This window comes from Streptomyces sp. NPDC002537 (assembly GCF_053594975.1).
The window spans coordinates 1-24443 of sequence record NZ_JBSFWT010000056.1; the positions used below are offsets into that span (position 1 = coordinate 1).

Annotated in this window: 25 protein-coding genes and 1 tRNA gene; 8 read left to right on the plus strand and 18 right to left on the minus strand. The window is 71.9% G+C overall.

Annotated elements, in window-relative coordinates:
- Positions 1 to 45: 45 nt before the first annotated feature.
- The 3 genes from ACWD4A_RS23470 to ACWD4A_RS23480 all read right to left on the minus strand — a co-directional run bounded on the left by ACWD4A_RS23470 (position 46) and on the right by ACWD4A_RS23480 (position 2750).
- On the minus strand, positions 46 to 234 hold the full coding sequence (locus tag ACWD4A_RS23470; protein ID WP_451196939.1) for a hypothetical protein: 189 nt from the start codon (positions 232 to 234) through the stop codon (positions 46 to 48).
- 99 nt (positions 235 to 333) lie between these two features.
- A complete protein-coding gene (locus ACWD4A_RS23475) occupies positions 334 to 1221 on the minus strand; it encodes an SDR family oxidoreductase (protein WP_451196941.1) in 888 nt (295 codons plus the stop codon).
- Positions 1218 to 2750 carry a flavin-containing monooxygenase gene (locus ACWD4A_RS23480; protein WP_451196942.1) on the minus strand — a complete coding sequence of 511 codons (1533 nt, stop codon included), beginning with the start codon at positions 2748 to 2750 and terminating at the stop codon, positions 1218 to 1220. Before ACWD4A_RS23480 ends, ACWD4A_RS23475 begins: the two co-directional genes overlap by 4 nt.
- 158 nt (positions 2751 to 2908) lie before the next feature.
- On the opposite strand from ACWD4A_RS23480, the gene ACWD4A_RS23485 reads away from it, so the two are divergent.
- Positions 2909 to 3592: a MerR family transcriptional regulator gene (locus ACWD4A_RS23485; protein ID WP_451196943.1), complete on the plus strand. Its 684-nt coding sequence runs from the start codon at positions 2909 to 2911 to the stop codon at positions 3590 to 3592.
- Here the strand turns inward: ACWD4A_RS23485 and ACWD4A_RS23490 are convergent.
- Together ACWD4A_RS23490 and ACWD4A_RS23495 are read right to left on the minus strand one after the other, a co-directional pair.
- Complete coding sequence (locus ACWD4A_RS23490) at positions 3589 to 4059, minus strand: NUDIX domain-containing protein (RefSeq protein ID WP_451196944.1); 471 nt, start codon at positions 4057 to 4059, stop codon at positions 3589 to 3591. The genes ACWD4A_RS23485 and ACWD4A_RS23490 overlap by 4 nt on opposite strands.
- A 4-nt stretch (positions 4060 to 4063) precedes the next feature.
- Entirely contained in the window at positions 4064 to 4804 is a 741-nt protein-coding gene (locus ACWD4A_RS23495) for a helix-turn-helix domain-containing protein (RefSeq protein ID WP_451196945.1), read from the minus strand.
- Positions 4805 to 4923: 119 nt separating this feature from the next.
- On the opposite strand from ACWD4A_RS23495, the gene ACWD4A_RS23500 reads away from it, so the two are divergent.
- Genes ACWD4A_RS23500 through ACWD4A_RS23510 form a run of 3 tightly spaced genes read left to right on the plus strand, consistent with a single transcriptional unit; the run spans position 4924 to position 5553 of the window.
- Positions 4924 to 5172 carry a hypothetical protein gene (locus tag ACWD4A_RS23500; protein ID WP_451196946.1) on the plus strand — a complete coding sequence of 83 codons (249 nt, stop codon included), beginning with the start codon at positions 4924 to 4926 and terminating at the stop codon, positions 5170 to 5172.
- 54 nt (positions 5173 to 5226) lie between these two features.
- Positions 5227 to 5361, plus strand: coding sequence for a hypothetical protein (locus ACWD4A_RS23505; RefSeq protein ID WP_451196947.1), 135 nt, complete (start codon positions 5227 to 5229; stop codon positions 5359 to 5361).
- 3 nt (positions 5362 to 5364) lie between these two features.
- Positions 5365 to 5553 carry a hypothetical protein gene (locus ACWD4A_RS23510; RefSeq protein ID WP_451196948.1) on the plus strand — a complete coding sequence of 63 codons (189 nt, stop codon included), beginning with the start codon at positions 5365 to 5367 and terminating at the stop codon, positions 5551 to 5553.
- A 47-nt stretch (positions 5554 to 5600) separates the two neighbouring features.
- On the opposite strand, the gene ACWD4A_RS23515 is transcribed toward ACWD4A_RS23510, so the two are convergent.
- Positions 5601 to 6392 carry an exodeoxyribonuclease III gene (locus tag ACWD4A_RS23515; protein ID WP_451196950.1) on the minus strand — a complete coding sequence of 264 codons (792 nt, stop codon included), beginning with the start codon at positions 6390 to 6392 and terminating at the stop codon, positions 5601 to 5603.
- A gap of 67 nt (positions 6393 to 6459) precedes the next feature.
- Here ACWD4A_RS23515 and ACWD4A_RS23520 point away from each other — a divergent pair, with 67 nt between their 5' ends.
- Entirely contained in the window at positions 6460 to 6948 is a 489-nt protein-coding gene (locus ACWD4A_RS23520; RefSeq protein ID WP_451196952.1) for a GNAT family N-acetyltransferase, read from the plus strand.
- A 229-nt stretch (positions 6949 to 7177) separates the two neighbouring features.
- On the opposite strand, the gene ACWD4A_RS23525 is transcribed toward ACWD4A_RS23520, so the two are convergent.
- From ACWD4A_RS23525 to ACWD4A_RS23535, 3 genes are all read right to left on the minus strand, one after another.
- On the minus strand, positions 7178 to 7675 hold the full coding sequence (locus ACWD4A_RS23525; RefSeq protein WP_451196953.1) for a DUF1269 domain-containing protein: 498 nt from the start codon (positions 7673 to 7675) through the stop codon (positions 7178 to 7180).
- A gap of 94 nt (positions 7676 to 7769) precedes the next feature.
- Positions 7770 to 9011, minus strand: coding sequence for an ATP-binding protein (locus ACWD4A_RS23530; RefSeq protein ID WP_451196955.1), 1242 nt, complete (start codon positions 9009 to 9011; stop codon positions 7770 to 7772).
- Positions 9012 to 9030: 19 nt separating this feature from the next.
- Complete coding sequence (locus ACWD4A_RS23535) at positions 9031 to 9432, minus strand: hypothetical protein (protein ID WP_451196957.1); 402 nt, start codon at positions 9430 to 9432, stop codon at positions 9031 to 9033.
- A 318-nt stretch (positions 9433 to 9750) separates the two neighbouring features.
- Between ACWD4A_RS23535 and ACWD4A_RS23540 the strand changes: the two genes are divergently transcribed.
- Complete coding sequence (locus tag ACWD4A_RS23540; protein ID WP_451196959.1) at positions 9751 to 11931, plus strand: alpha-N-acetylglucosaminidase; 2181 nt, start codon at positions 9751 to 9753, stop codon at positions 11929 to 11931.
- A gap of 54 nt (positions 11932 to 11985) precedes the next feature.
- Here the strand turns inward: ACWD4A_RS23540 and ACWD4A_RS23545 are convergent, their stop codons facing one another.
- The 8 genes from ACWD4A_RS23545 to galU form a co-directional block, all read right to left on the minus strand.
- The gene (locus ACWD4A_RS23545; RefSeq protein ID WP_451196960.1) at positions 11986 to 13119 is read right to left on the minus strand and encodes a nucleotide disphospho-sugar-binding domain-containing protein; all 1134 of its coding nucleotides are present in this window, start codon (positions 13117 to 13119) and stop codon (positions 11986 to 11988) included.
- A 226-nt stretch (positions 13120 to 13345) separates the two neighbouring features.
- Positions 13346 to 13419: transfer RNA gene (locus ACWD4A_RS23550), tRNA-Ala, on the minus strand.
- 72 nt (positions 13420 to 13491) lie between these two features.
- A complete protein-coding gene (gene sepX, locus ACWD4A_RS23555; protein WP_451196962.1) occupies positions 13492 to 14541 on the minus strand; it encodes a divisome protein SepX/GlpR in 1050 nt (349 codons plus the stop codon).
- A gap of 151 nt (positions 14542 to 14692) precedes the next feature.
- Entirely contained in the window at positions 14693 to 15316 is a 624-nt protein-coding gene (locus tag ACWD4A_RS23560; protein WP_451196963.1) for a GNAT family N-acetyltransferase, read from the minus strand.
- A complete protein-coding gene (locus tag ACWD4A_RS23565) occupies positions 15313 to 15918 on the minus strand; it encodes a MogA/MoaB family molybdenum cofactor biosynthesis protein (RefSeq protein WP_451196964.1) in 606 nt (201 codons plus the stop codon). The genes ACWD4A_RS23560 and ACWD4A_RS23565 overlap by 4 nt, the downstream gene beginning before the upstream one ends.
- Complete coding sequence (moaC, locus tag ACWD4A_RS23570; RefSeq protein ID WP_451196966.1) at positions 15915 to 16448, minus strand: cyclic pyranopterin monophosphate synthase MoaC; 534 nt, start codon at positions 16446 to 16448, stop codon at positions 15915 to 15917. Before moaC ends, ACWD4A_RS23565 begins: the two co-directional genes overlap by 4 nt.
- A gap of 66 nt (positions 16449 to 16514) precedes the next feature.
- Positions 16515 to 17777 carry a molybdotransferase-like divisome protein Glp gene (gene glp, locus ACWD4A_RS23575; RefSeq protein WP_451197005.1) on the minus strand — a complete coding sequence of 421 codons (1263 nt, stop codon included), beginning with the start codon at positions 17775 to 17777 and terminating at the stop codon, positions 16515 to 16517.
- Positions 17778 to 17853: 76 nt separating this feature from the next.
- Positions 17854 to 18756, minus strand: coding sequence for a UTP--glucose-1-phosphate uridylyltransferase GalU (gene galU, locus ACWD4A_RS23580; RefSeq protein ID WP_451196967.1), 903 nt, complete (start codon positions 18754 to 18756; stop codon positions 17854 to 17856).
- A 51-nt stretch (positions 18757 to 18807) separates the two neighbouring features.
- Between galU and ACWD4A_RS23585 the strand changes: the two genes are divergently transcribed.
- The gene (locus ACWD4A_RS23585) at positions 18808 to 19434 is read left to right on the plus strand and encodes a 5-formyltetrahydrofolate cyclo-ligase (RefSeq protein WP_451196968.1); all 627 of its coding nucleotides are present in this window, start codon (positions 18808 to 18810) and stop codon (positions 19432 to 19434) included.
- Positions 19435 to 19643: 209 nt separating this feature from the next.
- Here ACWD4A_RS23585 and ACWD4A_RS23590 read toward each other — a convergent pair whose 3' ends face one another.
- Positions 19644 to 22598, minus strand: a complete 2955-nt coding sequence (locus ACWD4A_RS23590) for a penicillin acylase family protein (protein ID WP_451196969.1) — start codon at positions 22596 to 22598, stop codon at positions 19644 to 19646.
- 231 nt (positions 22599 to 22829) lie between these two features.
- Between ACWD4A_RS23590 and ACWD4A_RS23595 the strand changes: the two genes are divergently transcribed.
- Positions 22830 to 24329 (plus strand): potassium/proton antiporter, encoded by a 1500-nt coding sequence (locus ACWD4A_RS23595; RefSeq protein WP_451197007.1) that lies wholly within the window; start codon positions 22830 to 22832, stop codon positions 24327 to 24329.
- Positions 24330 to 24443: the final 114 nt, after the last annotated feature.

Here is a 24443-nt window from a genome sequence, read left to right on the forward strand (position 1 = left end):
GGCGGACTGCAGAACAGTCCGCCCGACGTGCTGTGGCCGTTTCCGCTAGGTGCGGTCGTCGAGGTCGTCCTGGATGTCGTCGAACGACTGCTGGCCCTTCTGCCGGGCTTCCTCCGCGCGCTGGCGCAGCCGCTCCTGCTCGCTCTGGGCGCGCTGCTTGGCCTCGTCCTGCTTGCCCTGCATCTTCTGCTTGGCCTGCTGCGCCTTGGCCTGCATCTCGTCCTTGATGCCCATGCTGTTCTCACTCCTTGGTGAGGGGGAATGGGGGGCGATCCGCCCCGAATCAGCCTGACACGCACCCCAATTCCCCGCACATCGGACGACTACCCTGCGCTACCCCCTCGCCGTCGCCGCCCGTGCCTTCTCGTCCGCCGCTCCCCCGGCGCCGACCAGCCCCGTCCGCGTCCCGGACAGCCTGGGTTCGAGGTGCCGCATCTCGCGCGCCCCGAACGTGCCGATGAGCGCGGGCAGCAGCCCCCGTACGGGCTGCATCGCACGCAGCCAGCCCTGCGCGTACACGTGCGCGGAGCGCCGCTCGATGCCCGCGACCAGCCGGTCGACGGCCGGGCCGAGGGGGTATGTACGGTTCACGGGCCACGGCAGCCGCTCGCGCGACTCCCGCATCACCGGGTCCTCGTCGGCCCCGCGCACCAGGTCGGTGTCGGTCCAGCTGAGGTAGCCGACCCCGACCCGTACGCCCCGGTGCCCGACCTCGGCGCGCAGGCAGTGCGCGTACGCCTCGACGCCCGACTTCGACGCGCAGTAGGCGCTCATCATCGGCGCGGGGCTGATCGCGGCGAGCGACGCGATCTGGAGCAGATAGCCGCGGCTCTCGGCGAGCACGGGCAGGAAGGCTCGGCCGGTGACGGCGCTGCCGATGAGGTTGACCTCGACGACCCGCCGCCAGGTGGCGAGGTCGCAGCCGTCGAGCGGACCGCCCGCGGCGACGCCCGCGTTGGCGACGACGATGTCCACCTTCCCGAAGCGGGCCTTGACCTCGTGGGCGACCCGCGCCATCGCCTCGTGGTCGGTGACGTCGGCGTACCAGTGCGCCGCGTCCTCGTGGAGCCCCTCCGCGACCCGGCGCAGCTCGTCCTCCTCCAGGCCCACGAGCGCGACCCGGGCGCCACGCGCGGAGAGCTTGCGGGCCAGCAGCGCGCCGATGCCCCGCGCGGCGCCGGTGACGACGGCGACCTGTCCTTCCAGCGGTATGCGGCTCATCGGGCGGCCTCCGCCACGGAAGCGGTGCGGACGGCGGCCCGGGGCACGCGCAGCACCTGGTACTCGGTGAGGTCCACCCGGCGGGTGACCTTGCGGAACTCCGCGGTGGTGCCGGGCCAGAGCGTGGTGTTGCGGCCGTTGGCGTCCAGGTACCAGCTGCCGCAGCCGGTGTTCCAGACCGAACGCGCCAGCCGCGCCTGGAGCTTGCGGTTCCAGGCGTTGACGGCGGACGGGCGGGGGGCGAGCGCGACCTTGTGCCGGGAGCCGCCGAGGAGCTCCAACTGCCGCATGTAGTCCATGAGGTAGTTGAGGTGCGATTCGATGATGAGGATCATCGAGCTGTTGCCGAGGCCGGTGTTGGGCCCGATGATCTGGACGAAGTTGGGGAATCCGGCGACGGTGGCGCCGCGCAGCGCCGCCATGCCGCCCTTCCACTCCTCGGCGAGGGTGCGGCCGTCGGCGCCCGTGACGCGCTCGCCTATCGGCTGGTCGGTGACCCGGAAGCCGGTGCCGAAGATGATCGCGTCGGCCTCCGTCTCCGTGCCGTCGGCGGCCACCAGCGTGGAGCCGCGCACCTCGGCGAGCCCGGACGTCACCAGGTCCACATTGGGCTTGGTGAGCGCGGGATAGAAGTCGTTGGAGAGCAGGATGCGCTTGCAGCCGATGCGGTACGAGGGCGTCAACGCGGCCCGCAGCACCGGGTCCTTGACGGACCTGCGCAGGTGGGACGCGGCCAGCCACTCCAGGAAGCGCAGGTCGGACGGCCGTTTGGTGAACATGCCGACCTGCAGCTCCCGCATCCCCCACAGCAGCCCGCGGCGCAGCAGGCGGGTGGCCGGCAGCTTGGCGTGCAGCCACTGTTCCGGCCGGCTGATCCCGCGGTCGGCACGCGGTACCACCCAGGCCGGGGTGCGCTGGAAGAGCGTGAGCCGCTCGACGTCCGGCTGGACGGCCGGGACGAACTGGATGGCGGAGGCGCCTGTCCCGATCACGGCGACGCGCTTGCCCCGCAGGTCGTAGTCGTGGTCCCAGCGCGAGGAGTGGAAGACCCGGCCGGGGAAGGTGTCCATGCCCGGCACGTCGGGGATCCTCGGGTCGGAGAGCGGGCCGGTCGCGGAGACCACGACGTCCGCGGTGAGCGGGCCGGTCGCGGTGTCGAGCTCCCAGCGCAGCCGCTCGGAGTCCCAGCGCATGCCCCGCACTTCGGAGTCGAGCCGCAGGTGCGGCCGGATGCCGAAGGTGTCGGTGACGCGTTCCAGGTAGGCGCGGATGTGCGGCTGGCCGGAGAAGTTGCGCGGCCATTCGGGGTTGGGGGCGAAGGAGAACGAGTAGAGGTGCGAGGGGACGTCGCAGGCGCAGCCGGGGTAGGTGTTGTCCCGCCAGGTGCCGCCGACGGAGCTCGCGCGTTCCAGGACCACGAAGTCGGTGATGCCCTCGCGGCGGAGCCGTACCGCCGCACCCAGCCCGCCGAACCCGGACCCGATCACCGCCACCCTCACATGTGTGCGCTGGCGTTCGTGCTCGGTCATGCCGCCGCCTCCCGAAGCCGCGATCGTGCCAGCGTTTACTGGCACGATCGGGAGCGTAGGGCAGCGGCAGGACGAACGACAGGGGTACGGCACAAGGAAGTTACCGTGGGTCGCACGGGGGTCCGCCGATCCGCGGCTCCGCCGCTTAGGCTGCGCGCGTGGACAAACAGCGGGAATACCGGGTGGCGGAGCTCGCCGAGGCGGCGGGGATCAGTGTGCGCACTCTGCGCTACTACCGCGAGCGGAAACTCGTGCAGCCGCCGCGCCGCGAGGGCCGCATCGCCTGGTACGGGCAGCACCACCTGGCACGGCTGCGGACCATCGGCGCCCTGCTGGAACGGGGCCACACGCTCGGCGGGATAGCGGAGTTGCTCACCGCCTTCGAGCACGCGCGGGACGCCGGCGAACTCCTCGGCCTGGGCGGCGCGCTCACCGCCCCCTGGTCCGAGGAGACCCCGGTACGGCTGACCCCGGAGGAACTGGCGGGCCGCTTCGAGGGCCAGGTCACCCCGGAGAACCTCGCCGTCTCGCTCGACCTCGGCTATCTGGCGGTCGACGGCGAGGAACTCGTCCACGTCAGCCGCCGCCTCCTCGACGCCTCGACGGCCTTGATCCGGCACGGCGTCCCCCTCTCCGCCATCCTCACCGCGGGCCGCGAGGTCCGCGCCCACGCCGACGCGCTGGCGGAAACGTTCACCACCCTGATCCGCGACCACGTCCCGGACACCCCCCTGGCGGAAGCCCTGGACCGCCTCCGCCCCATCGCCGGAACGGTGGTGGAGGCGGAGGTCGCCATGGCGATGGACCGGCGGCTCCGGAGGGAACTGGGGGAACGGGCCTAGCCCAGGTAGGGCGTCGCGCGATGCTCCAGGAAGTGCCGGAGCCGTAGCCGCTGCGTGTGGTGCATGGGCAACGCGTAGAGCTCTCCCGGCGCCACGAAGCGGAGCTCCGTACTCTCGTCCGAGACGGCCGGCGTCCCGCCGACGACGCGCGCCGTGAAACACACGTTGAACTGCCGCCGCACCTCGCCGTCGCTGTACGCGATGACGTGCCGGGGGTCGGTGTACGTCCCGACGAGCCCCGTGATCTCCACCTCCAGCCCGGTCTCCTCCTCGACCTCCCGCACGGCCGCCCCCGGCAACGAGTCGCCCATGTCCATCCCGCCGCCGGGAAGCGCCCACAGCCCGTTGTCCCGCCGCCGCTGCAACAGGATGCGGCCGTGGTCGTCGGTGACGACGGCGGAAGCGGCGACGACCAGGCTGTTGGGCTCGGGGGCGTCGGGGTCGTCGAAGTACTCGGTCCGTGACATGGGCTCAGCTTTCCAGGGAGCGGGCGGTTTCCCATACGGCGTCGAAGCTCTCCGCGTAGGCATCGAACATTCCCCCGTCACCGTTTCTTCGCAGGTGCCACACGGGCGCGCCATAGGCGTTGGCGCCCCATAGGTGAGCGTTGACCAACACCTGATCGTCTGCGCGATACAGGCTGTTGTAAAGGGTCGTTCCGTGCACCCGCAGTTCGATACCCGCAACGTCCTCCAGCGGCCGATAGTGCATGAGCGCAAGACGACAACGGGACTCGATCCCGTGGCCGAACCTCTCCTCCTGACCCCGCTGTTGGACGTTGGAGCTGTCCGCGTCACCTACCGCGATCCGGATTGCGCAGCCTTCGGCAGCTCGCTCCCGCAGCAGATCATTGAGGCGCGGGTATGCCTCGTGCAGGTAGACGGCCGCGTACACCAGCACGTCAATCCGCTGGTGGGCCTGGGAAAGGAGTTCGACGAAGGCCGACACGGGTACGTCCGCCCTCTGGTCGTACAGCGCGACGAGTTCGGGGCTGACCGCTCGCGCGGCGCGTGCTTGCCGGAGCGCCGGCCATAGCGCGTGCACGTCCTCCCCCAGCGCTTCGGCCGCCTTGTGAGCAGCGGGTCGCCGCGGCGTGCGCCCGAGATTGACCCACCGCTCAACGGACTTGGGGTCAACACCTGCCGCATTGGCCAAGTCGGCGTACGTCCACCCTCTGGACACCATGACGGCTCGCAGGCGTTCATTCGGCATGGCCCATCTCTCCCTGCATTACCGGACGTTGCCAGGGACGTTCTATCTCATGCAGGACGTCCCAAAATGAGAAACGTACGAGGTTCCCCCGTCCCGATGAACGACGGGACGATCACGGCATGACAGAGGTAGAGGTAGGCGCGTTGGCACTGGACGTCCGGAGCGACCGTGTCGGCGAAGTGATGGAGACGACACCGACACGGGTGTTCCTCCGGCCCTGCGGCGGCGGGCGCGAATGGGAAGCACGGGCCGAAGACGTACGGCCCGCCAGGGTGCTCGACGTGCTGCGCACGAAGGTGAAGGCAGTCAACGTTCAGCGATATCAGGGCGCGTGCGTGGACTACGCAGACGTGAGCCGCACCGAGTGATCCGAAGACACGCCCGTCGGCCATGTCTATGCAGCCACGAAGGAGTGCACGGAAATGGGCAAGCAGAATGATGACGAGTGGGACCCGAACGAGCACAGGGACGAGGTCACCGACCCCGGAACACAGGTCTCGCAGAACGGTAACGTCTACAGCAGCATGGCCGACGACGAGGAGCGCGAAGGGAAGTAGCGCATGATCCACGGCGAGCACCTGGCGAAAGACCTGCGGCGCAACCATGGGTTCGTGCACATCGGCCGTACCAAGGACGGCAATGCCGTGATCATGCGCAAGGGCGACCGGTGGACCGTCGTGCCGCTTCGGCTGCTCACCGGTGAGGCCGTGGACACCATCAAGACTCAGGCCGGAGTCGGCCCCGCCTGAGCCATCCCACCGCAGCCCCGCCCGCATGGGCGGGGCGCCCGCCGGGACTACAGCTCGTAGACCGCCGTCACCGGCGCATGGTCCGACCACCGCAGGTCGTGCGACGCGGCCCGCTCCACCACGGCCTTCACCGCGCGCTCCGCGAGCGACGGCGTCGCCACCTGGTAGTCGATCCGCCAGCCCGAGTCGTTGTCGAAGGCACGGCCCCGGTAGGACCACCAGGAGTACGGGCCGTCGACGCCGGGGTGGAGGGCGCGGACCACGTCCACGTACGTGTCGAAGACCGAGGTCAGCCAGGTCCGCTCCTCCGGGAGGAAGCCCGCGCTCTTGCGGTTGGCCTTCCAGTTCTTGAGGTCGGCCTCGGTGTGGGCGATGTTCCAGTCGCCGCAGACGAGCACCTCGCGGCCGTCCGCCGCCGCGCGGGCGCGCAGGTCGACGAGGTAGGGCAGGAACTCCGCCATGAAGCGTTCCTTCTCGTCCTGCCGCTCCGTGCCGACCTCGCCGGAGGGGAGGTAGAGGCTCGCGACCGTGACGCCCGGCAGGTCGGCCTCCACATAGCGGCCGCTGCCGTCGAACTCCGCCGAGCCGAAGCCGACGCGTACCGCGTCCGGCTCGCGCCGGGTGTAGAGGGAGACGCCGGCGCGGCCCTTCGCGGCGGCCGGGGCGTGCACGGTGTGCCAGCCGGCGGGCTCGCGTACCTCGTCGGGGAGCTGGTGTGCCTCGGCGCGCACTTCCTGCAGGCAGACGACGTCGGCCTCGGTGGCGGCCAGCCACTCGACGAAGCCCTTCTTGGCGGCGGCGCGCAGGCCGTTCACATTCACGGAGGTCACGGTGAGCATTCCGGCACGATACCGACTTCCGAGGCACCCCTGCCGCGGGCGTCCCTCCCGCTCGTACGATGCGTTGATGCGCATCGTGCCGCTCGCCTTCGACCACCCGGACGCCGTGAAACTCAGTGACCAGGTGCAACTGGAGTACGCGCAGCGCTACGGGGGAGACGGCGATCTCACCCCCCTGGACCCCGCCCAGTTCGCCCCGCCGCGTGGCCTATATCTCATCGCGTACGAGGACGACGGCACTCCCGTCGCCACCGGCGGCTGGCGCTCGCAGGAGACGAACGGCGAGGGGTACGCAGACGGGGACGCCGAGCTGAAGCGGATGTACGTGGTCCCGGCGGCGCGGGGGCGCGGGCTGGCGCGGCGAATACTCGCGCGGCTGGAGGCGGACGCGACGGCCGCCGGGCGCGCCCGGATGGTCCTGGAGACGGGCGACATGCAGCCGGAGGCGATCGCGCTGTACGCGTCCTCCGGCTACGTCCCGGCGCAGCGGAAGTTCGGCCTGTACCGCGACAGCGCGTCGAGCCGCTGCTTCACCAAGCCGTTGCGCTTGCGCTGAGCCGCCCTGCCCACCGCGGGCCGTCTGCCGCCTGTGGCGGGAACGCCCTACGGGCGCGACCGCGAAGCAGGCCGGTGACCGCGCCGCCGGATCACGTACGCCACAACCGTCCGCCGCGCAAACGCCCGGATGGGCGCCCGCGAAGCCCAGCCGATCGCCGGTCCGCCACCCGACGTGAGGCGCCTCATGAGCGCCCCGGAGAATCCCCCGGCGCCAGGAGGCACCCGGCTCAACCCCGCCCCGAGATCGCCTCCTCCACCGCCTCCCGTACGCGGTCCGTCGGGTAGCGCTCCAGCGCCGTGCCGAAGTGTGCCAGCGCGGCGTCGAGGACGGCCGGATCGTCCTCGACGACCTCGGCGATCAGTACCGTGCTCCCCGGCGGGACCTCCGCGGCCAGCATCTCGACGGCGGCGGTCGAGGCGGTGGCCTCGCGGGCGTCGCGCGCGCCGCCGATCAGGCCGCCCGCGCCGAAGCCGATCATGATGCCGAGGGGCCCGCCGAGGATGCCGACGAGCCCGCCCACGAGGCCGCCCACGGCGAACCCGCGCGCCGTGCCGGTGTTGTCCTCCGCGTCGGGAAAGTCGACGTTCCCCTCGGCGTCCCGGTTGATCACCACGGCCTCGCGCAGCTTGATGTCGCCGTCGTCGTCCGCCTTGCGGAGCGCTTCGAGGGCGCGGTGCCCCGCGTGGGGCCCGTCGACAGTCATGAACAGGACGTGCTCGTCCATCGTGGCCGCTCCCGTACGTCGCCGGAGGTGGTGGCTCACCCTGTGGCTCACCCCGTGGCTTCCACTGTTGCCCCTGCCGGGCCGCCCCGCACGTTCAGGCGCTCCCGTCGCCCGCGGCATCGCCCACGGCATCGCGTACGGCCTCCGTCAGGTCCAGTGCGGCCTCCGCTCCGCCGCCCTCCGGGTTGGCGAACGTCAGCCGCGCCCCGAGGACCCGGGCCTGCCCGGCGGCGATCGTCAGCCCCAGCCCGAGGCCGGAGCCCGAGCCCGTGCGGAAGCGCTGCGGTCCTCGGGTGAGCAGTTGCGGCGGGAAGCCGGGGCCGCCGTCCTGCACCCGGACGACCCCGCCGTCGACCTCGGCGACGACGGGCGCCACGCCGTGCCGGAAGGCGTTGGTGAGGAGATTGGCCAGGACGCGTTCGACACGGCGGGCGTCGGTCTCGACGAGGCTGTCGCGCACCACGCGCACGTCCACCTTCGCGCCGTCCGGGACGGCCGCGGCCCGTACGGACCGCCGGGTGAGCTCGGCCAGGGACCGTATGTCGGTGTCGGCGTGCTCGGTGGAGCCGTCGAGGCGGGCCACCTCCAGGACGTCCTCCATGAGGGCGCGCACCCGCTCCGCCCGCTCCCGCACCATCTCCGTGGGGCGGCCGGGCGGCAGCAGCGCGGCGGCGGCCACCAGGCCCGCGACGGGGGTGCGGAGTTCGTGCGCGATGTTCGAGGTGACCTCGCGCTCCGCCTGGAGGCGGGCGGCGAGCGCGTCGGCCATGGTGTTGACGGCGACGGTGAGCCGGGCGATCTCGTCCTTGCCGCCGCGGGGGCTGAGGCGGGCCGTGAGGTCGCCGTCGGCGATGCGCTCGGCGGTCCGGGCGGAGGCGTCGATGCGGCGGCCCGCCACGGTCGCGAGGGTGACGCCGACGAGGCAGGCGAACGCGGTGCCGAGGCCGCCCGCCAGCCAGAGGATCTCGTCGAGGTCCCGCAGGTTCTGCGCCTGCCGCGTGTAGGGGTGCTTGAGGACGATGACGTCGCGCCCGAGGCGGCTGCCCGCCCAGAGCGTCGGTTCGGGGCCGCTGCGGTCCAGATAGGTGGCTCGTCTGCCCCTGTCGATGGCCTTCCGCAGCGGCCCGGGTATCCGGTCCGGGTTGATGAGGGTGCGGGGCCGGTCGATCCCGGCGGCGTGGTCCTCGACGGCCGCGCCGAGCCGGGACTCCAGGCTGTCCCGGGCGGTGTCGAGCTGGGTGAGGGCGGTGCGGTGGTGCACGACGAGGCCCATGATGACGGCGACCAGGGCGGCGGTGGCGGTGATGGCCACGCCGATCTTCGTACGCAGTCCCATGCTTCAGGCTCCTCGGCGGCTAACGCTTGGGGACGTGGAGCCACAGGTCGCGCAGCTCCTCGTGCTGTTCGGCGGACAGGCCGTCGACGTCGACCGCGGCGTGGCTGTAGTAGGCGGAACGGTCCTGCCGGATGAGACCGCCGAGCGTGACCCGGGCGTCGTACGGCTTGCCGCCGCAGGACGGCAGGCACCAGCTGCCGCCGACCTTCCCGGTGCCCACCGCGGTCGACCCGCCCCAGCTCTCCCAGCGCAGGCCGGTGAGGCGGACGGTGCCGGAGGCCGTGAAGGCCTCGGGGCGGCGCAGCGGCGGCAGTCCGGCGCCCTCCGACACATAGACCGGGCTCGTGCCCGGCGAGGGGCTCTGCGCGGGGCCCGACACCTTGAGACCGCCCGGCTCGGCGCAGCCGCAGAGCACGCCCACGGTGAGGACCAGGGCGCCCAGGGTCGCGGCCAGCGAGCGGAGCGACCGCGGTGATCGCGGTGATCGCGGTGATCGCGGTGATCGCGGTGACGGCAATGATCGCGATGACCGCTGTGAGCGCGCCACGGGCTTCCTCGGGTCGGCGGGACGGGGGCGGTCTAGCAGGCGGGGTCGGTCCGATGGGGCCATTCGTGCCAAATCTAACCGGCGTGGCTGGTTCGCCGCCCGCGCCCTTGCCGTGTGGCGCTCGTCAGCTCGTAGGATCACCGCGCCCGAGCGGTCCGGTCCGCTCGCCGCGGTGCCACGGTGGAGGTCACCATGCCCATCGCCCGTCGTACGCTCCTGTGCGCTCTCGCCGGATCCGCCGCGCTCGGCGCGGCGGGGACGCCCTCCGCCGCGAGGGCCGCGGACGGTACGGGGGCCGCCGCCGCGGCCCTCGGCCGGCTGCTCCCCGGCCACCGCGCCCAGGTCGCCTTCCGCACCGTCCCCCGCAAGGACGGCGCGGACGTCTTCCGGGTCTCGGGCGGCACGGGCGCGCTCCTGGTGGAGGGCAGCACCCCGGCGGTCCAACTGACGGGCTTCCACTGGTACCTCAGACATACGGCCCACGCCCACTTCTCCTGGAACGGTGCGCAGACCGCCCTCCCCGACCGCCTACCCGGCGTCCGTACCCCTCTCGTCAGGGCCGCGAACGTCGCCCACCGCTTCGTCCTCAACGACACCAACGACAGCTACGCGGGCCCCTACAGAGGGTGGGACTACTGGGAGCACGAAATCGATGTGCTCGCCCTGCACGGCTTCAACGAGGTGCTCGTCTACGCGGGCGCCGACGCGGTCTACCACCGGACGTTCGCGGAGCACGGCTACAGCGACGCCGAGCTGCACGAGTGGCTGCCGGGGCCCGCGCACCAGCCGTGGTGGCTGATGCAGAACATGGCCTCCTTCGGCGGTCCCGTCTCCCCCGCGCTCCTCGCCCGGCGCACGGCCCTGGCGCGGCGGATCGTACGGCGGCTGCGCGAGCTGGGCATGACGCCCGTGTTCCCGGGCTATTTCGGCACCGTGCCGCCCGGCTTCGCCCGGCGCAACCCCGGCGCCCGCGTCGTCCCGCAGGGCGACTGGGGCGGCTTCCGGCGGCCCGACTGGCTCGACCCGCGCACCGACCATTTCGGCCGTGTCGCCCGGACCTTCTACCAAGTGCAGCAGGAGCTGTACGGGGCGACGTCGATGTACAAGATGGACCTGCTGCACGAGGGCGGCAACCCGGGGAACGTGCCCGTGGGCGACGCCGCGCGGGCCGTCGAGAAGGCCCTGCGCGCCGCGCACCCGCGCGCCACCTGGGCCATCCTCGGCTGGCAGACGAACCCGCGCCGCGAGATCGTCGACGCCGTCGACAGGTCCCGGATGCTGATCCTCGACGGGCTGTCCGACCGCTACGCCCGCGTCACCGACCGCGAGTCCGACTGGGGCGGCACACCGTACGCCTTCGGCTCGATCTGGAACTTCGGCGGCCACACGGCGATGGGCGCCAACACCCCCGACTGGGCCGGTCTCTACGACCGTTGGCGTACCAAGGCCGGCAGCGCGCTCTCCGGCATCGCCCTCATGCCGGAGGCCGCCGACAACAACCCCGCGGCCCTCGCCCTCTTCGGCGACCTGCCGTGGACGGACGGGCCGGTGGACCTGCCCGCCTGGTTCGAGGAGTGGCCGCGCTACCGGTACGGCGCCGCCGACGCCCACGCCGTACGCGCCTGGGACGTGCTCCGGCGCACCGCCTACGGCACCAGCCGCGCCGACGGCTGGAGCGAGGGCGCCGACAGCCTCTTCGCCGCCCGCCCCGACCTGGCCGTCACACACGCCGCCGCCTGGTCGCCGAAACAACTGCGCTACGACGCGGCCGAGTTCGCCCGCGCCCTGCCGGAACTCCTCGCCGTCGCCCCCTCTCTGCGCCGGAGCTCCGCCTACCGCTACGACCTCCTGGACGTCACCCGGCAGTGCGTCGCCAACCGCGCCCGCCTCCTGCTGCCGCGCCTCAAGGCCGCCCACGAAGCCGGCGACCGGGACCGTTTCCGCGCCCTGACCCACGAGTGGCTCGACTGGATGACGCTCCTGGAGCAGGCGGTCGCCACCGATGCCCAGCACCTGCTGGGCCGCTGGATCGCCGACGCCCGCGCCTGGGGCACGACCGGGGCGGAACGCGACCGCCTCGAATACGACGCGGTCTCCCTCCTCACCACCTGGGGCCCCCGCCCCTCGGCGAACAGCGGCAAGCTCCACGACTACGCGAACCGCGAATGGTCGGGCCTGGTCGGCGGCCTCTACCGGCTCCGCTGGAAGACCTACTTCACGTCCCTGGACACGGCCCTGACGACCCGCCGCGCCCCGAAGCCCGTCGACTGGTTCGCCCTGGAGGACCGCTGGACCCGCGACCGCCCCACGTACCCGACGAGACCGTCGGGCGACATCGTGCGGGTGGCCCGGACGGTGGCGGCGAAGCTGTAGGGACGCACGCCGACCCGTACGGCAGGGGCGACAGCGAGCCCGGTCGGAGGCCTGTCACCGCGCTGCGGATTCCCGGTGCACGGCTACTGCACGCTCGATCTCGCGCACCACGTCGGCGGCAACGGGCATCCGGTGCATCTCGTCCCGCAGCCGCTCGGCAGCGCTCCGGTACGACGGGTCGACGAGCATGTCCCGGATGGCGGCGGCGATGTCGTCCGCTCCGTCGCCCTCCGGCCCGATCATCCGCGCGGCGCCCTGGGCACTGATGCGCTCACCGTGATCCCGCAGCCCCGGGTTGTTCGGGACGAAGAGCTGCGGCACCCCGTGGGCCAGACTCGTCAGGGTGGTGCTGCTACCGGCGTGATGGACCATCAGGTCACAGGTGGGAGCGAGGACGTCCAACGGCAGCCATCCGGCACGCGCCCCGTTGGGCAGGGGGCCCAGCTTCTCCACGACGTCGTCGGGTGTGGCGATCAGCAACTCGGCATCGAGCGGAGCGACCTTCTCCACGAGGTCGCTGAGCAGATCGAACTCGAAGTCCGGGGTGACCCTGCTGCCGATGCTCACCAGGACCCGCGGCCGGTCCCCCTTGGTGCACATCCAGGGCTCCAGGGACCTCTGGGTGCTGTACGGGACGTGCCGCATCGGCAGCGCGACAGGCGCCGTCGCAGGCCGCACACTCGGCGGCATGACACTGATGGAGAAGGCCGGCGCGGGCATGTCCCGCAGCCCGAGGCGCTCCAGCTCCGGCGCGAGTTGCGCGGCGGCGGCGAGATCGATGACCAGGGGCTCGCCGATGTCGGTGGCGAACCGCACCCAGGGAACACCCGCGTAGTGCGCCGCGAGCGGGCCCGCGTAGGCGAGGACGTTGCTCACCACGACGTCCGGCCGCCACCGGTCCACCAGGTCGAGCAGACCGTCCAGGGAATAAGCTCCGAGCCGGCCGAACACGCGCCCGAGGGCGATGTCGCGCTCCGGCCCGCCGGGCGGAGTCGGCCCGCTCCGACAGTCGAAGAGCGTGCGCGAGGTCACCGGGAAGGCGGGTATTCCCGCGGCGATGACGGTGGGCATCGCCGCCTCGGGCCCCGTCATGATCACTTCATGTCCCGCGGTGCGGGCCGCCTGGGCCAACGGCACACCGGGGAAGATCGTCCCAGCACCGCTGCCCGCCACGAACAGTATTCTCATGCCGCGATCGTGCAGGCCCGCATTCGAAACAGACTCGAAGTCCGCACCGCACCGCAGAACGCGCCGAACCGTACAGCCCTCGCCGCGGCCCCATGCCGCGCCCGGAGCCGGGGAGTTCGGAAGCACTCGGGCGAACCCCGGAAACACAAAGATCCCGCCCGATCGGAACGATCGGACGGGATCTTTGTCAACTGCCCCTGAGCGAACTCAAGAACAGTCGTTGCGGTGGACCTGAGGGGATTCGAACCCCTGACCCCCTCGATGCGAACGAGGTGCGCTACCGGACTGCGCCACAGGCCCTTGCAACGAGTGAAACTCTAGCACCTCCGTCCGGGTGCTCAGAAATCCGCTCCCCGCTGGTCAGCGCGGAGGTCACTCGTTGGCCGCGCGGGGCCGGTGGTCGTCGGCGTACTGGTCGAACAGCGGCGTGCGGCCGCGCTCGCGCGGGCGCCGGCGGGGGCGGCCGCCGCGGCGGTCGTCGGCCGGGCGGCGGCCCGCCGGTTCGGCGGCGCTGGAGCGGGCGGAGCTCCAGGTGTCCGGGGCGCCGAGGTCGACGCTGTCCCCGGCGCGCGGGGCGACCGGCGCGGTGACGTACGTCGGCAGCGGCACGGGCACGGGCTCCCAGCCCTCGCCCGCGCCACGGTCGCGCTGCTGATCCACCCACTCCGCGTGGTCGGTCTGCTCGACCAGCGCCCGGCGGCCCGCCGTCACCGAGGGCTCGGACGGCGCGGGCGCCGGATGGGGGGCCGTGTCCTCAACGGGGGCGGCGGCGGTCACGGCCTCCGGCGCCGCCTGATGAGGGCGGGAGCGGCCCTCACGGAGCCGCTGCGCGGCCAGTTCGGCACGGCGCTGGTCCATGGTGAAGGCGAACCGGCGCCGCTCCTGCGTCCGCAGGTAGACGATGTACGTGCTCAGCAGCACCGCGGGCACGGCCGGGACCCACAGGAACGCCAGCCCGCCCACGCCCGCGACGATCGCGCCGAGCGTGAAGACGAGGAAGAGAACCACCGTGGTGCGCCGACGGCGCGCGAGAACCTTCGAGCGCCGGGCGCGCTCGGCGGCCGTCAGGGAGGGAACCGCGCCCGGGGAGGGCGCGGCCGGAGCCCCGGCCGCCCCCTGCTGCGCCGGTGCGGGCATGCCGAAGGGCCGGACGTCGACCGTTTCGGTCGGCGCTTCCGGCTCCGGCCCACGGTCGTCCGCGGGCTCGCCTGTTACCGGCGCGTCGTCGGTCGCACGCCCTTCCAGACCCTTGGCGTAACGGCGCTCCATGCCCGCCCGTCCGGACAGCAGCCGGATGGCGGTGCTGAAGCGTTCCGTCGGACGGGCTTCATTGAGCTCGTCCTGCCTACGGAGCCACATCGGCACCAAGTAGGCGGCCCAGGCCCCGACGATGACTGCGTAGATGAGGCCGCTGCTGCTCACGCTTCACACCGTAGAGGGGCGCACGCGAGGGATTCCGCCAATTGGCCCGGTGTGTCGCACGATCCGGCTGATATCTCGAACTTTTTTTGTGATTGTTGGGGCCGGAACCTCTCCAATACTGTCAATCGACAGTCAATTTCGAACGTTAATTCTATTTCTGTGGAGTGCCGGGCCGGGACCGGTGCCAGCGCGCCAGCAGCCCGTCCGGGACCTCCTCGGCGGTCAGGGCGTAGACGAGGTGGTCACGCCAGGCACCGTCGATGTGGAGATATCCGGGGCGCAGCCCCTCCTCCCGGAAATCGAGCTTCTCGACGACCCGGCGGCTGGGCAGGTTCTCCGGCCGGATGCACACTTCGACCCGGTGCAGCCCGACGGTGTGGAAACAGTGGTCGACGGCGAGGGCGACGGCGGTCGGCATGACGCCCCGGCCCGCGACGGCCGCGTCCACCCAGTAGCCGATGTGGGCGGAGCACATCGAGCCCCAGGTGATGCCCGCCACGGTCAGCTGCCCGGCCAGCCGCCCCTGGTAGTCGATGACGAAGGGCAGCATGCGCCCGGCGTGGGCCTCGGCGCGCAGGTGCCGGACCATCTGCCGGTAGGTGGGGCGCTGGGTGACCGGTCCGCCGGGGGCGGGCGGGGGGATGGTGGCCTCCCAGGGGCGCAGCCAGTCACGGTTGCGCCGGTTGACCTCCCGCCAGGCGTGCTGGTCGCGCAGCCTGATGGGGCGGAGGACGACGTCGCCGTCCCCCAGCTCGACGGGCCAGGCGCCGCTCATGCGGAGGTCCGGGGGCCGTCCGCGGGCGGGCGCGGCGGCCTGGGCGTGCCCCCGCCCGTGTCATCGCCCGTGCCGCCGCCCGTGGGGCCCGTCGCGCCCGGGGCCGGGTGGTCGCCGCCGTGGAGCTGGTCGACGGCGTGCAGGAGCAGCCGTTCCAGTACGGCCAGGCCGTCGCGGACGCCGCCGGTGGAGCCGGGCAGGTTCACGATCAGGGTGCGGCCCGCGACCCCGGCGAGGCCCCGGGAGAGCGCGGCCGTGGCGACCTTCGCCAGGCCCTCCGCGCGGATGGCCTCGGGGATGCCGGGGATCTCGTGGTCGAGGACGCGGCGGGTGGCCTCGGGGGTGCGGTCCGTGGGCGAGATCCCCGTGCCGCCGGTGGTCACCACCACGTCGTACGCCTGCCGCACGGCGTCCCGCAGGGCGGCCTCGACGGGGTCGCCGTCGGGAACGACCCGGGGGCCGTCGACAGCGAGGCCGAGGGCCTCCAGCCCGGCGACGAGCAGCGGGCCGCCCCGGTCGGCGTAGACCCCGGCGGCGGCGCGGTTGGAGGCCGTGACGACGAGCGCGCGGTACGGCCCCGCGCCCCCCGGTTCCTGCTTCACTCCCCCGCTCCTTCCCGCCCGGCTTCCCGCCCGGCGCGGAGCCACGGGCCCGACTTGCCGCCCGTCTTCTCCTCCACCCGCACGTCCGTGATCACGGCTGCCTTGTCCACGGCCTTGACCATGTCGACGACCGTGAGGGCGGCCACGGTGACGGCGGTCAGGGCCTCCATCTCCACGCCCGTGCGGTCCGTGGTCCTCACGGTGGCGAGGATCTCGACCGCGTCGTCGGCGACGATGAGGTCGACCTTGACGCCGGACACGGCGAGGGGGTGGCAGAGCGGGATCAGGTCGGGCGTGCGCTTGGCGCCCATGATGCCCGCGATCCGGGCGGTGGCGAGGGCGTCACCCTTGGGGACGCCCTCGCCGCGCAGCAGCTCGACGACGGACGGCGAGACCAGCACCCGGCCGCTCGCGCGGGCGGTGCGGGTGGTGACCTCCTTGGCGGAGACGTCGACCATCCGGGCGGCACCCGCGCTGTCGATGTGCGTGAGGCCGGTCGGCTGCGGAAGGGGGTCCTGGGCGCTGCTCATCGTTCTCCTGGTCCGGTCCGTTCGGGCAGACACCGTATCGGGCAGCGAGCGGGGCGCAGCGGCCGGTCAGCCGAGGAGGATCACATCGAGCTCGGTGCCCGCCTCGACGGAGGTGGTGTCCTCCGGGACGACTATGAGGGCGTTGGCGTCGGCGAGGGCCTTGACCAGGTGGGAGCCCGCGCCGCCGACGACCGTCACCCGGCCGTCCTCGTGGCGGGCGCGCAGGAACTGGCGGCGGCCCTTCGGGGAGGAGGCGATGGCGTCGGCGCAGACCGCGCGCACGGTCGTGCGGTCTGCGGGTTCGAGGCCCATGAGGGCGCGGACGGCGGGCCGCACGAAGAGCTCGAAGGAGACGTACGCGCTGACGGGGTTGCCCGGCAGGGCGAACAGCGGGACGCGGTCGGGGCCGATGCGGCCGAAGCCCTGCGGCTTGCCCGGCTGCATGGCCAGCCTGCGGAAGGAGACGCTGCCCTCCTCCCCGGCGAGCCCGGAGAGGGTCTCCTTGACCACGTCGTACGCGCCGACGCTGACGCCGCCGCTGGTGACGACGGCGTCGGCGCGGATGAGCTGGTCCTCCAGGGTGGCGCGCAGGGTCTCCGCGTCGTCGTCGACGGCGCCGACGCGGTAGGCGATCGCGCCGGCGTCGCGGGCGCAGGCGGTGAGGACGAAGCTGTTGGAGTCGTGGATGCGGCCGGGCGTGAGCTCCGTGCCGGGCTGGACGAGCTCGCTGCCGGTCGACAGGACGACGACGCGGGGGCGGGGGCGGACCTTCACGGAGGCCCGGCCGATCGCGGCGAGCAGGGCGATCTGGGGCGGCCCCAGGACCGTGCCCGCGCGGAGGGCGAGGGCGCCGGCGCCGACGTCGCTGCCGCGGTCGCGGACGTGGGCGCGGGCGGCGACGGGCCGGTGGACACGGACCTCGCCCGCGGCCCCGTCGGGGGCGGTGCTGTGGGCGGCCATGGTGGTGGCCGGGCCGCCGCCCGTACCGCCGTCGGTCCACTCGACGGGGACGACGGCCTCGGCACCCGGCGGCAGGGGCGCGCCGGTCATGATGCGGGCGGCCTCGCCGGGGCCGACGGCGGGCGGCTCACCGCTGCCCGCGGCCACGTCGCCGATCACGGTGAGCACCACCGGGAACTCCGCGCTCGCGCCCTCGACATCCGCCACACGGACCGCGTAGCCGTCCATGGAACTGTTGTCGAAGGGCGGGAGGGCGGTGGGCACGGTGACGTCCTCGACGAGCACGCAGCCCTGGGCGTCGAGCAGTTGCAGCTCGATCGGCTCCAGCGGGCGGATCCTGCCCAGGATGTCGTCGAGGTGCTCGTCCACCGACCAGAGGCGCTCCTCGCCCGCGGCGGTCTCGGGGGGTGTGCCGTCCGCTGTGTCGGTGGTTCTGCTCAAAGTGCTACATCTCCTCGGTGACGTAACGGCGAAGCCAGGCGCGGAAGTCCGGTCCTAGATCTTCACGCTCGCATGCCAGTCTGACAATGGCACGCAGATAGTCACCGCGGTCCCCGGTGTCGTAGCGACGGCCCTTGAAGATCACGCCGTGCACGGGTCCGCCGAGGCCGGGCTCGGCGGCGAGGGCCTGGAGGGCGTCCGTGAGCTGGATCTCACCGCCGCGGCCGGGCTCGGTCTCGCGCAGCACGTCGAAGACGGCGGGGTCGAGGACATAACGGCCGATGACGGCGTAGTTGCTGGGGGCCTCGGCGGGGTCGGGCTTCTCCACCAGGCCGGTGATCTCCACGACGCCGTCCACATCGGTGGGTTTGACGGCCGCGCAGCCGTAGAGGTGGACCTGGGAAGGATCGACCTCCATGAGGGCGATCACGCTGCCGCCGTGCTTGCGCTGGATGTCGACCATGTGGGACAGCAGCGGATCGCGGGCGTCGATGAGGTCGTCGCCGAGGAGGACGGCGAAGGGCTCGTCACCGACGTGCGGGGCCGCGCACAGCACGGCGTGCCCGAGGCCCCGGGGGTCGCCCTGGCGCACGTAGTGCATGGTGGCCAGGTCGCTGGATTCCTGCACCCGGGCGAGACGGGACTCGTCGCCCTTGCGGCGCAGCGCCTCCTCCAGCTCGTAGTTGCGGTCGAAGTGGTCCTCCAGGGGACGCTTGTTACGACCTGTGATCATGAGGACGTCCGACAACCCGGCGAGGACGGCCTCCTCCACCACGTACTGGATCGCCGGCTTGTCGACAACCGGCAGCATCTCCTTGGGCGTGGCCTTGGTCGCCGGGAGGAAGCGGGTGCCTAGCCCGGCGGCAGGGATGACAGCCTTGCTGATCCGAGGACGCGAATGAGTCATGAGCCGAACACTAACGGTTGAGATTGTGCGGAAGATGAGGCTCCACCGAGTATGACCCGAGACAGGGAGTTTGCACGAACAGTGATCAAAAACGAGGGTGGTAAGGCCGAGTTGCGGCGGGCTTTCCTCGCGGTGAGATCGGGGTTGACCGCCGGTGACCGGGAGGTCGCGGAGGCCGCTCTAGCCCGGCGGGCCCTGGAACTGCCGGAGCTCGCGGAGGCCGGAACGGTGGCGGCCTACGTCTCGGTGGGCAGCGAGCCGGGCACGCGCGCGTTGCTGGAGGCACTGCGCGAGCGGGGCGTCCGTGTGCTGCTGCCGGTCCTGCTGTCCGACAACGATCTCGACTGGGGCCTGTACCGCGGCCCCGATCACCTCGTACGGGCCTCCAGGGGCCTCCTGGAGCCGGACGGCGACCGGCTCGGGCCGTCCGCCGTGACCTCCGCCGACACGGTGCTGCTGCCGGGGCTGGCGGTGGACGGGCGCGGTCTGCGGCTGGGGCGGGGCGGTGGCTCGTACGACCGCGTCCTGGCCCGCCTCGCCCTCGCCGGGCGGGCTCCCGCGCGGGTGGTCCTGCTGTACGACACCGAGGTGATCGCCGAGGTCCCGGCGGAGCCGCATGATCAGCCGGTGGACGCGGTGGTGACGCCGCATGGCGTCCGCCGGTTTCCGGTCGGCTGACGGCCGTCCGCACGGGGCTCCGCCCCGGACCCCGGTCCTCAAACGCCGGACGGGCTGAGTTTCCGGACCGCAGTCCGCGAAATCCAGCCCGTCCAGGGGGCACCTCCCAGCGGTAGCTGGGGGAGTTTGAGACGCGCCCGCAGGGCGCTCCCGCCGCAGGCGGCGAACCGGCCCGCAGCCGGAGGTCCCCAAAGGCACAGCGCCCAGCGCTACGGCTTGAGCGTCAGCTCCGCATCCGTCGCCTTCTTGACCGCGTCGGGGCTGTAGGCCCACGGGAGCAGTTCGCCCTTGGCCCACTTGTCCGTCTGGTCGTAGTAGTGGGCGTTGTAGGCGTGGCCGGAGGCTCCGGTGAGGTTGATCCACCGGGACTTGTCGAGGTCGCCGAGGTTGACGACCATCCGCATCGACGGCACCCAGATCACGTCGTAGCCGCCCGCCGCGTTCCAGCCCGCGGCGTTGACCGCGGCCTCGCCGCCCGCGAGGTTCCAGGGACCGCGGTTGAGCAGCCAGCGCACGACGGCGGGGCCGTCCTTGCCGAGGGTCTGGTTCTTCAGGTTCAGCTGGTGCAGTCGGCCCCAGCTCCAGGAGTTGACGTCCTTGCCGAGCTTGGAGGTGAGCTCCCAGCGGGCGTCCTTCATGGCCTGGGCCAGCAGCTCGTCGCGGTTGCGGGCGCCGGTGTCGGGGTTGGAGCGGCTGGTGCCGGTCTTCCACCACGGGTCGTCCGGCTTGTCGAGGATGCCGCGGACGACCTCGAACCAGCGGTCGCCGCCGTCGGGCTGCGCCGAGTCGGGGTCGCGCTCGCCGCACTCCTGGACGAGCCGGGTGTTGCCGTCGAGGTCCTCCTGCGGACCGGAGTCGTTCGCCGGACGGACGCGCAGGCACTGGCCCTTGACCCGCAGCTCCTTCGGCAGCTTGTTGCCGAAGGCGAGCTTGAGGGTGTTGCGCCACACGGCGTTGAAGTACGCGGCGGCGGCCGAGTCGGCCTCCTGCGTGTAGTCCCAGCCCTCCAGGAGCTTCTGCGCCTCACGGACGTACTTCGTCTCGCGCTCGTTGTCGCCCTTGAGCTCGATCTTGAGCAGGTAGGGGGTCAGCAGCTTGGCGATCTCGCTGGTGTTGTCCATCTGCATCTTCTGCATGTCGTCCGTCGAGATCTTCCCCCCGTCCTTGATCTTCGACTGGATGAGGTCGTTGATGCGCTGGCTGCGGACGCCGTAGCCCCAGTCCGAGGTCAGCTGGTTCGGGTACTTCTTGTCGGCCACGGCCTGGTTGGCGGCGACGATGTAGCCGCGCTTGGGGTTGTACTCCCAGGGCAGTTCGGCCTGCGGGACGTAGGTGGTCCACTTGTAGGCGGATTCCCAGCCCGGGGCGGGGTTGCGGCCGTCGCCCTTGCGGACCGGGATCTTGCCGGGGGCCTGGTAGCCGATGTTGCCCTGGGTGTCGGCGTAGATCAGGTTCTCCGAGGGCACCTCGAACCCGGCGGCCGCCGCGCGGAACTCCTTCCAGTCCTTGGCCTTGTTCAGGTCCAGCAGGGCGTCCATGCTCTTGCCCGGGTCGAGCGCGGTCCAGCGCAGCGACACGGCGTAGCCCTCCGCGCGGTCGGGCGCGGGGTCCTGCACGGGCGCGTCCTGGCCGACCTTGCCCAGCTCGGTGTTGCGGTCGGAGACCACCGGGCCGTTGTTGGTCGTGCGGATCGTGAACTGACGGTCCTTGCCGCCCGCGACCTTGATGGTCTCCTTGCGGGTGGTGAAGGGGACCTGCTTGTTGTCGTAGAGGTACGTGTCGGTGGTGACCTTCTCCAGGTACAGGTCGGAGACGTCCGCGCCCATGTTGGTCATGCCCCAGGCGATGTCCTGGTTGTGGCCGATGACCACGCCGGGCATGCCGGAGAAGGTGTAGCCGGCCACGTCGTACGGGCACGCGGCGCTGACCTTGGTGCAGTGCAGGCCCATCTGGTACCAGAGCGAGGGCATCTGCGGTGCCAGGTGCGGGTCGTTGGCGAGCAGCGGCTTCCCGGTGGTCGTGTACTGACCGGAGACGACCCAGGAGTTCGACCCGATGCCGTTGCCGGAGGGACCGAGCAGCGCGGGGATCTTGTCGAGGGTGTTGGAGAGCGCGGAGAGGCCGTTGCGCAGCCCGCCCCCGGCGCTGCCGCCGGTGGTGGTGCCGGGCGTCCCGGTGGTGCCGCCCGTGCCCGTACCGCCCGTGCCCGTACCGCCGGTGCCCGCGGCGCCGCCCGTGCCACCGGTGCCACCGGTGCCGTTCGTGGTGCCCTGGCCGCCGGTGCCGCTCTGGCCGCCGGTGCCCGCCGCGCCCGTGCCGCCCGGGGTGCCGGGGGTGCCCGTGGTGCCGCTCTGGCCGCCGGGCTGCGGGTTCGAGGACGGGCTGAGCTTCGGGTTGAACTCATTGGCCGAGTCGACCGCGCCGCCCTCGACGATCGGCTTGTTCCGGTCGTACGGGTACGCCGGGTACAGCTGGTCGATCTGCTTGGGCGTCAGCCGGGTCGCCGCGAGGGAGCGGTCGATCTCGTCCTGCATGTTGCCGCGCAGGTCCCAGGCCATGGCCTTCAGCCAGGCCACGGAGTCGACCGGGGTCCACTTCTCGGGCTTGTAGTCGTTCTGGAACTCCAGGGCCGCGTACTCGACGGAGAGCGACTTGCCCTTGTGGTCCGCAAGGTAGGCGTTGACGCCGTCGGAGTACGCCTGCAGGTACTTCTTGGTGGCGGCCGACAGCTTGGTGTCGTACTCCTCCTGCGCGACCTTCCGCCAGCCCATGGTGCGGACGAAGGCGTCGGTCTCCACCTGGCTGTCGCCGAACATCTCGGACAGCCGGCCCGCCGTCATGTGCCTGCGGACGTCCATCTCCCAGAACCGGTCCTGCGCCTGGACGAAGCCCTGCGCACGGAAGAGGTCCTCGGCGCTGTCCGCGTAGATCTGCGGGATGCCGTTCCCGTCACGCGCGACCTTGACCTGTCCGGACAGCCCCTTGAGCTGAAGGGTGCCGCTGGTCTCCGGAAAAGAGGCCCGGACCGTACTGACGCTCCAGTACGCGCCGAAGCCGACGCCCGCCACGAGCAGCAGCACGAGAGTGATCACGAGCAGGCGTGCGCGGCGGCCTTTCTTCTTACCGGCTTTCTTGCCGGAAGGGCCGGTCTTGTTGGAGGGCATCGCTGTCCTTAGAGGGGCAGGGTGGTCCTGGAGTGCTGAAGCAACCATAGGCGCAGGGCCGTGGGCGCCCTGACGCGGAGTCCGGCGGGGCAGCGACGGAGGCCGCTGTGGCCACCGTCACGCGTTAAGAAACCGTAAAATGTTAGGTTAGGAAATGAAGTTGCGGTCGGCCGAAGGAACGTTTCGGCCGATGTCCGTCATCCGTGGAAAGACTCGTGAAGGGACCGGCCCCTGACTGTCCACCACCTCAACGAACTCCTGCTGATCTGCTCCCTCGTGCTGCTCGTCGCGGTGGCGGCGGTACGGATCTCCTCGCGCAGCGGGCTGCCCAGCCTGCTCATCTACCTCGGCATCGGCGTCGCCCTGGGGCAGGACGGCATCGGCGTCTCCTTCAACGACGTCGGCCTCACCCAGGTGATCGGTTACGCCGCCCTCGTCGTGATCCTGGCGGAGGGCGGTCTCGGCACCAAGTGGCACGAGATCAGACCCGCGCTCCCCTCGGCGGCCGTGCTCTCCACCGTCGGCGTCGCCCTGAGCGTGGGCATCACCGCGGCGGCGGCGCACTATCTCGCCGGCGTGGAGTGGCGGCAAGCCCTGATCATCGGCGCGGTGGTGTCCTCCACGGACGCGGCCGCCGTCTTCTCCGTCCTGCGGAACGTTCCGCTGCCGTCCCGGCTGACGGGTGTCCTGGAGGCCGAATCGGGCTTCAACGACGCCCCTGTCGTCATCCTCGTGGTCGCCTTCTCGGCGGCCGGGCCGGTCGACCACTGGTACCTGCTCGTCGGCAAGATCGCCCTGGAACTGGCGATCGGCGCGGCCGTCGGCCTCGCGGTCGGCTTCCTCGGCGCGTACGCCATGCGGCGCGTGGCGCTGCCCGCCTCCGGCCTCTACCCGATCGCCGTGATGGCCATCGCGACCGCCGCGTACGCGGGCGGTGCGCTGCTGCACGGCTCCGGCTTCCTGGCCGTCTACCTCGCGGCGCTGATACTCGGCAACGCCAAGCTGCCGCACTGGCCCGCGACCCGCGGGTTCGCGGAGGGGCTCGGCTGGATCGCCCAGATCGGCATGTTCGTGCTGCTCGGTCTGCTCGTCACCCCGCACGAGCTGGGCGACGACATCCTGCCCGCGCTCGTCGTCGGCCTGGTGCTGACCGTGATCGCCCGGCCGGTGTCGGTGTTCCTGAGCACAGCCCCGTTCCGTACGCCCTGGCAGGAGAAGGTGCTGCTGTCCTGGGCGGGGCTGCGCGGGGCCGTACCCATCGTCCTGGCGACCATCCCCATGGTGGCCGGGGTGAACGACAGCCGCACGATCTTCAACATCGTCTTCGTGCTGGTGATCGTCTACACCCTGGTGCAGGGACCGACGCTGCCCTGGCTCGCCAGGAGGCTGCGGCTGGGCGAGACGGAGCCCGAGGACCTGGGCATCGAATCGGCGCCCCTGGAGCGGCTGCGCGGGCACCTGCTGTCCGTCGCGGTCCCCGAGGGATCGAAGATGCACGGCGTGGAGGTCGGGGAGCTGCGACTGCCCCCGGGGGCCGCGGTCACCCTCGTCGTGCGCGAGGACGAGAGCTTCGTGCCGGGGCCCACGACCGTGCTGCGGCGGGGCGACGAACTGCTGGTGGTGGCCACCGACCCGGTGCGCGACGCGACCGAGAAACGGCTGCGCGCCGTCGGCGAGGGAGGCAAGCTTGCGGGCTGGCTCGGGACAGCAGGTACGCTGAAGGGGAAATAAACTCTTTATTTCGCAATCTTTAGACCGAACCAACTCTGCCTGATGCAGAGCTGGCGCGACCGCACGGCGGCCGCGGTCGCGCAGCACAAGGCGGCCGGGACGGCATCTACCACG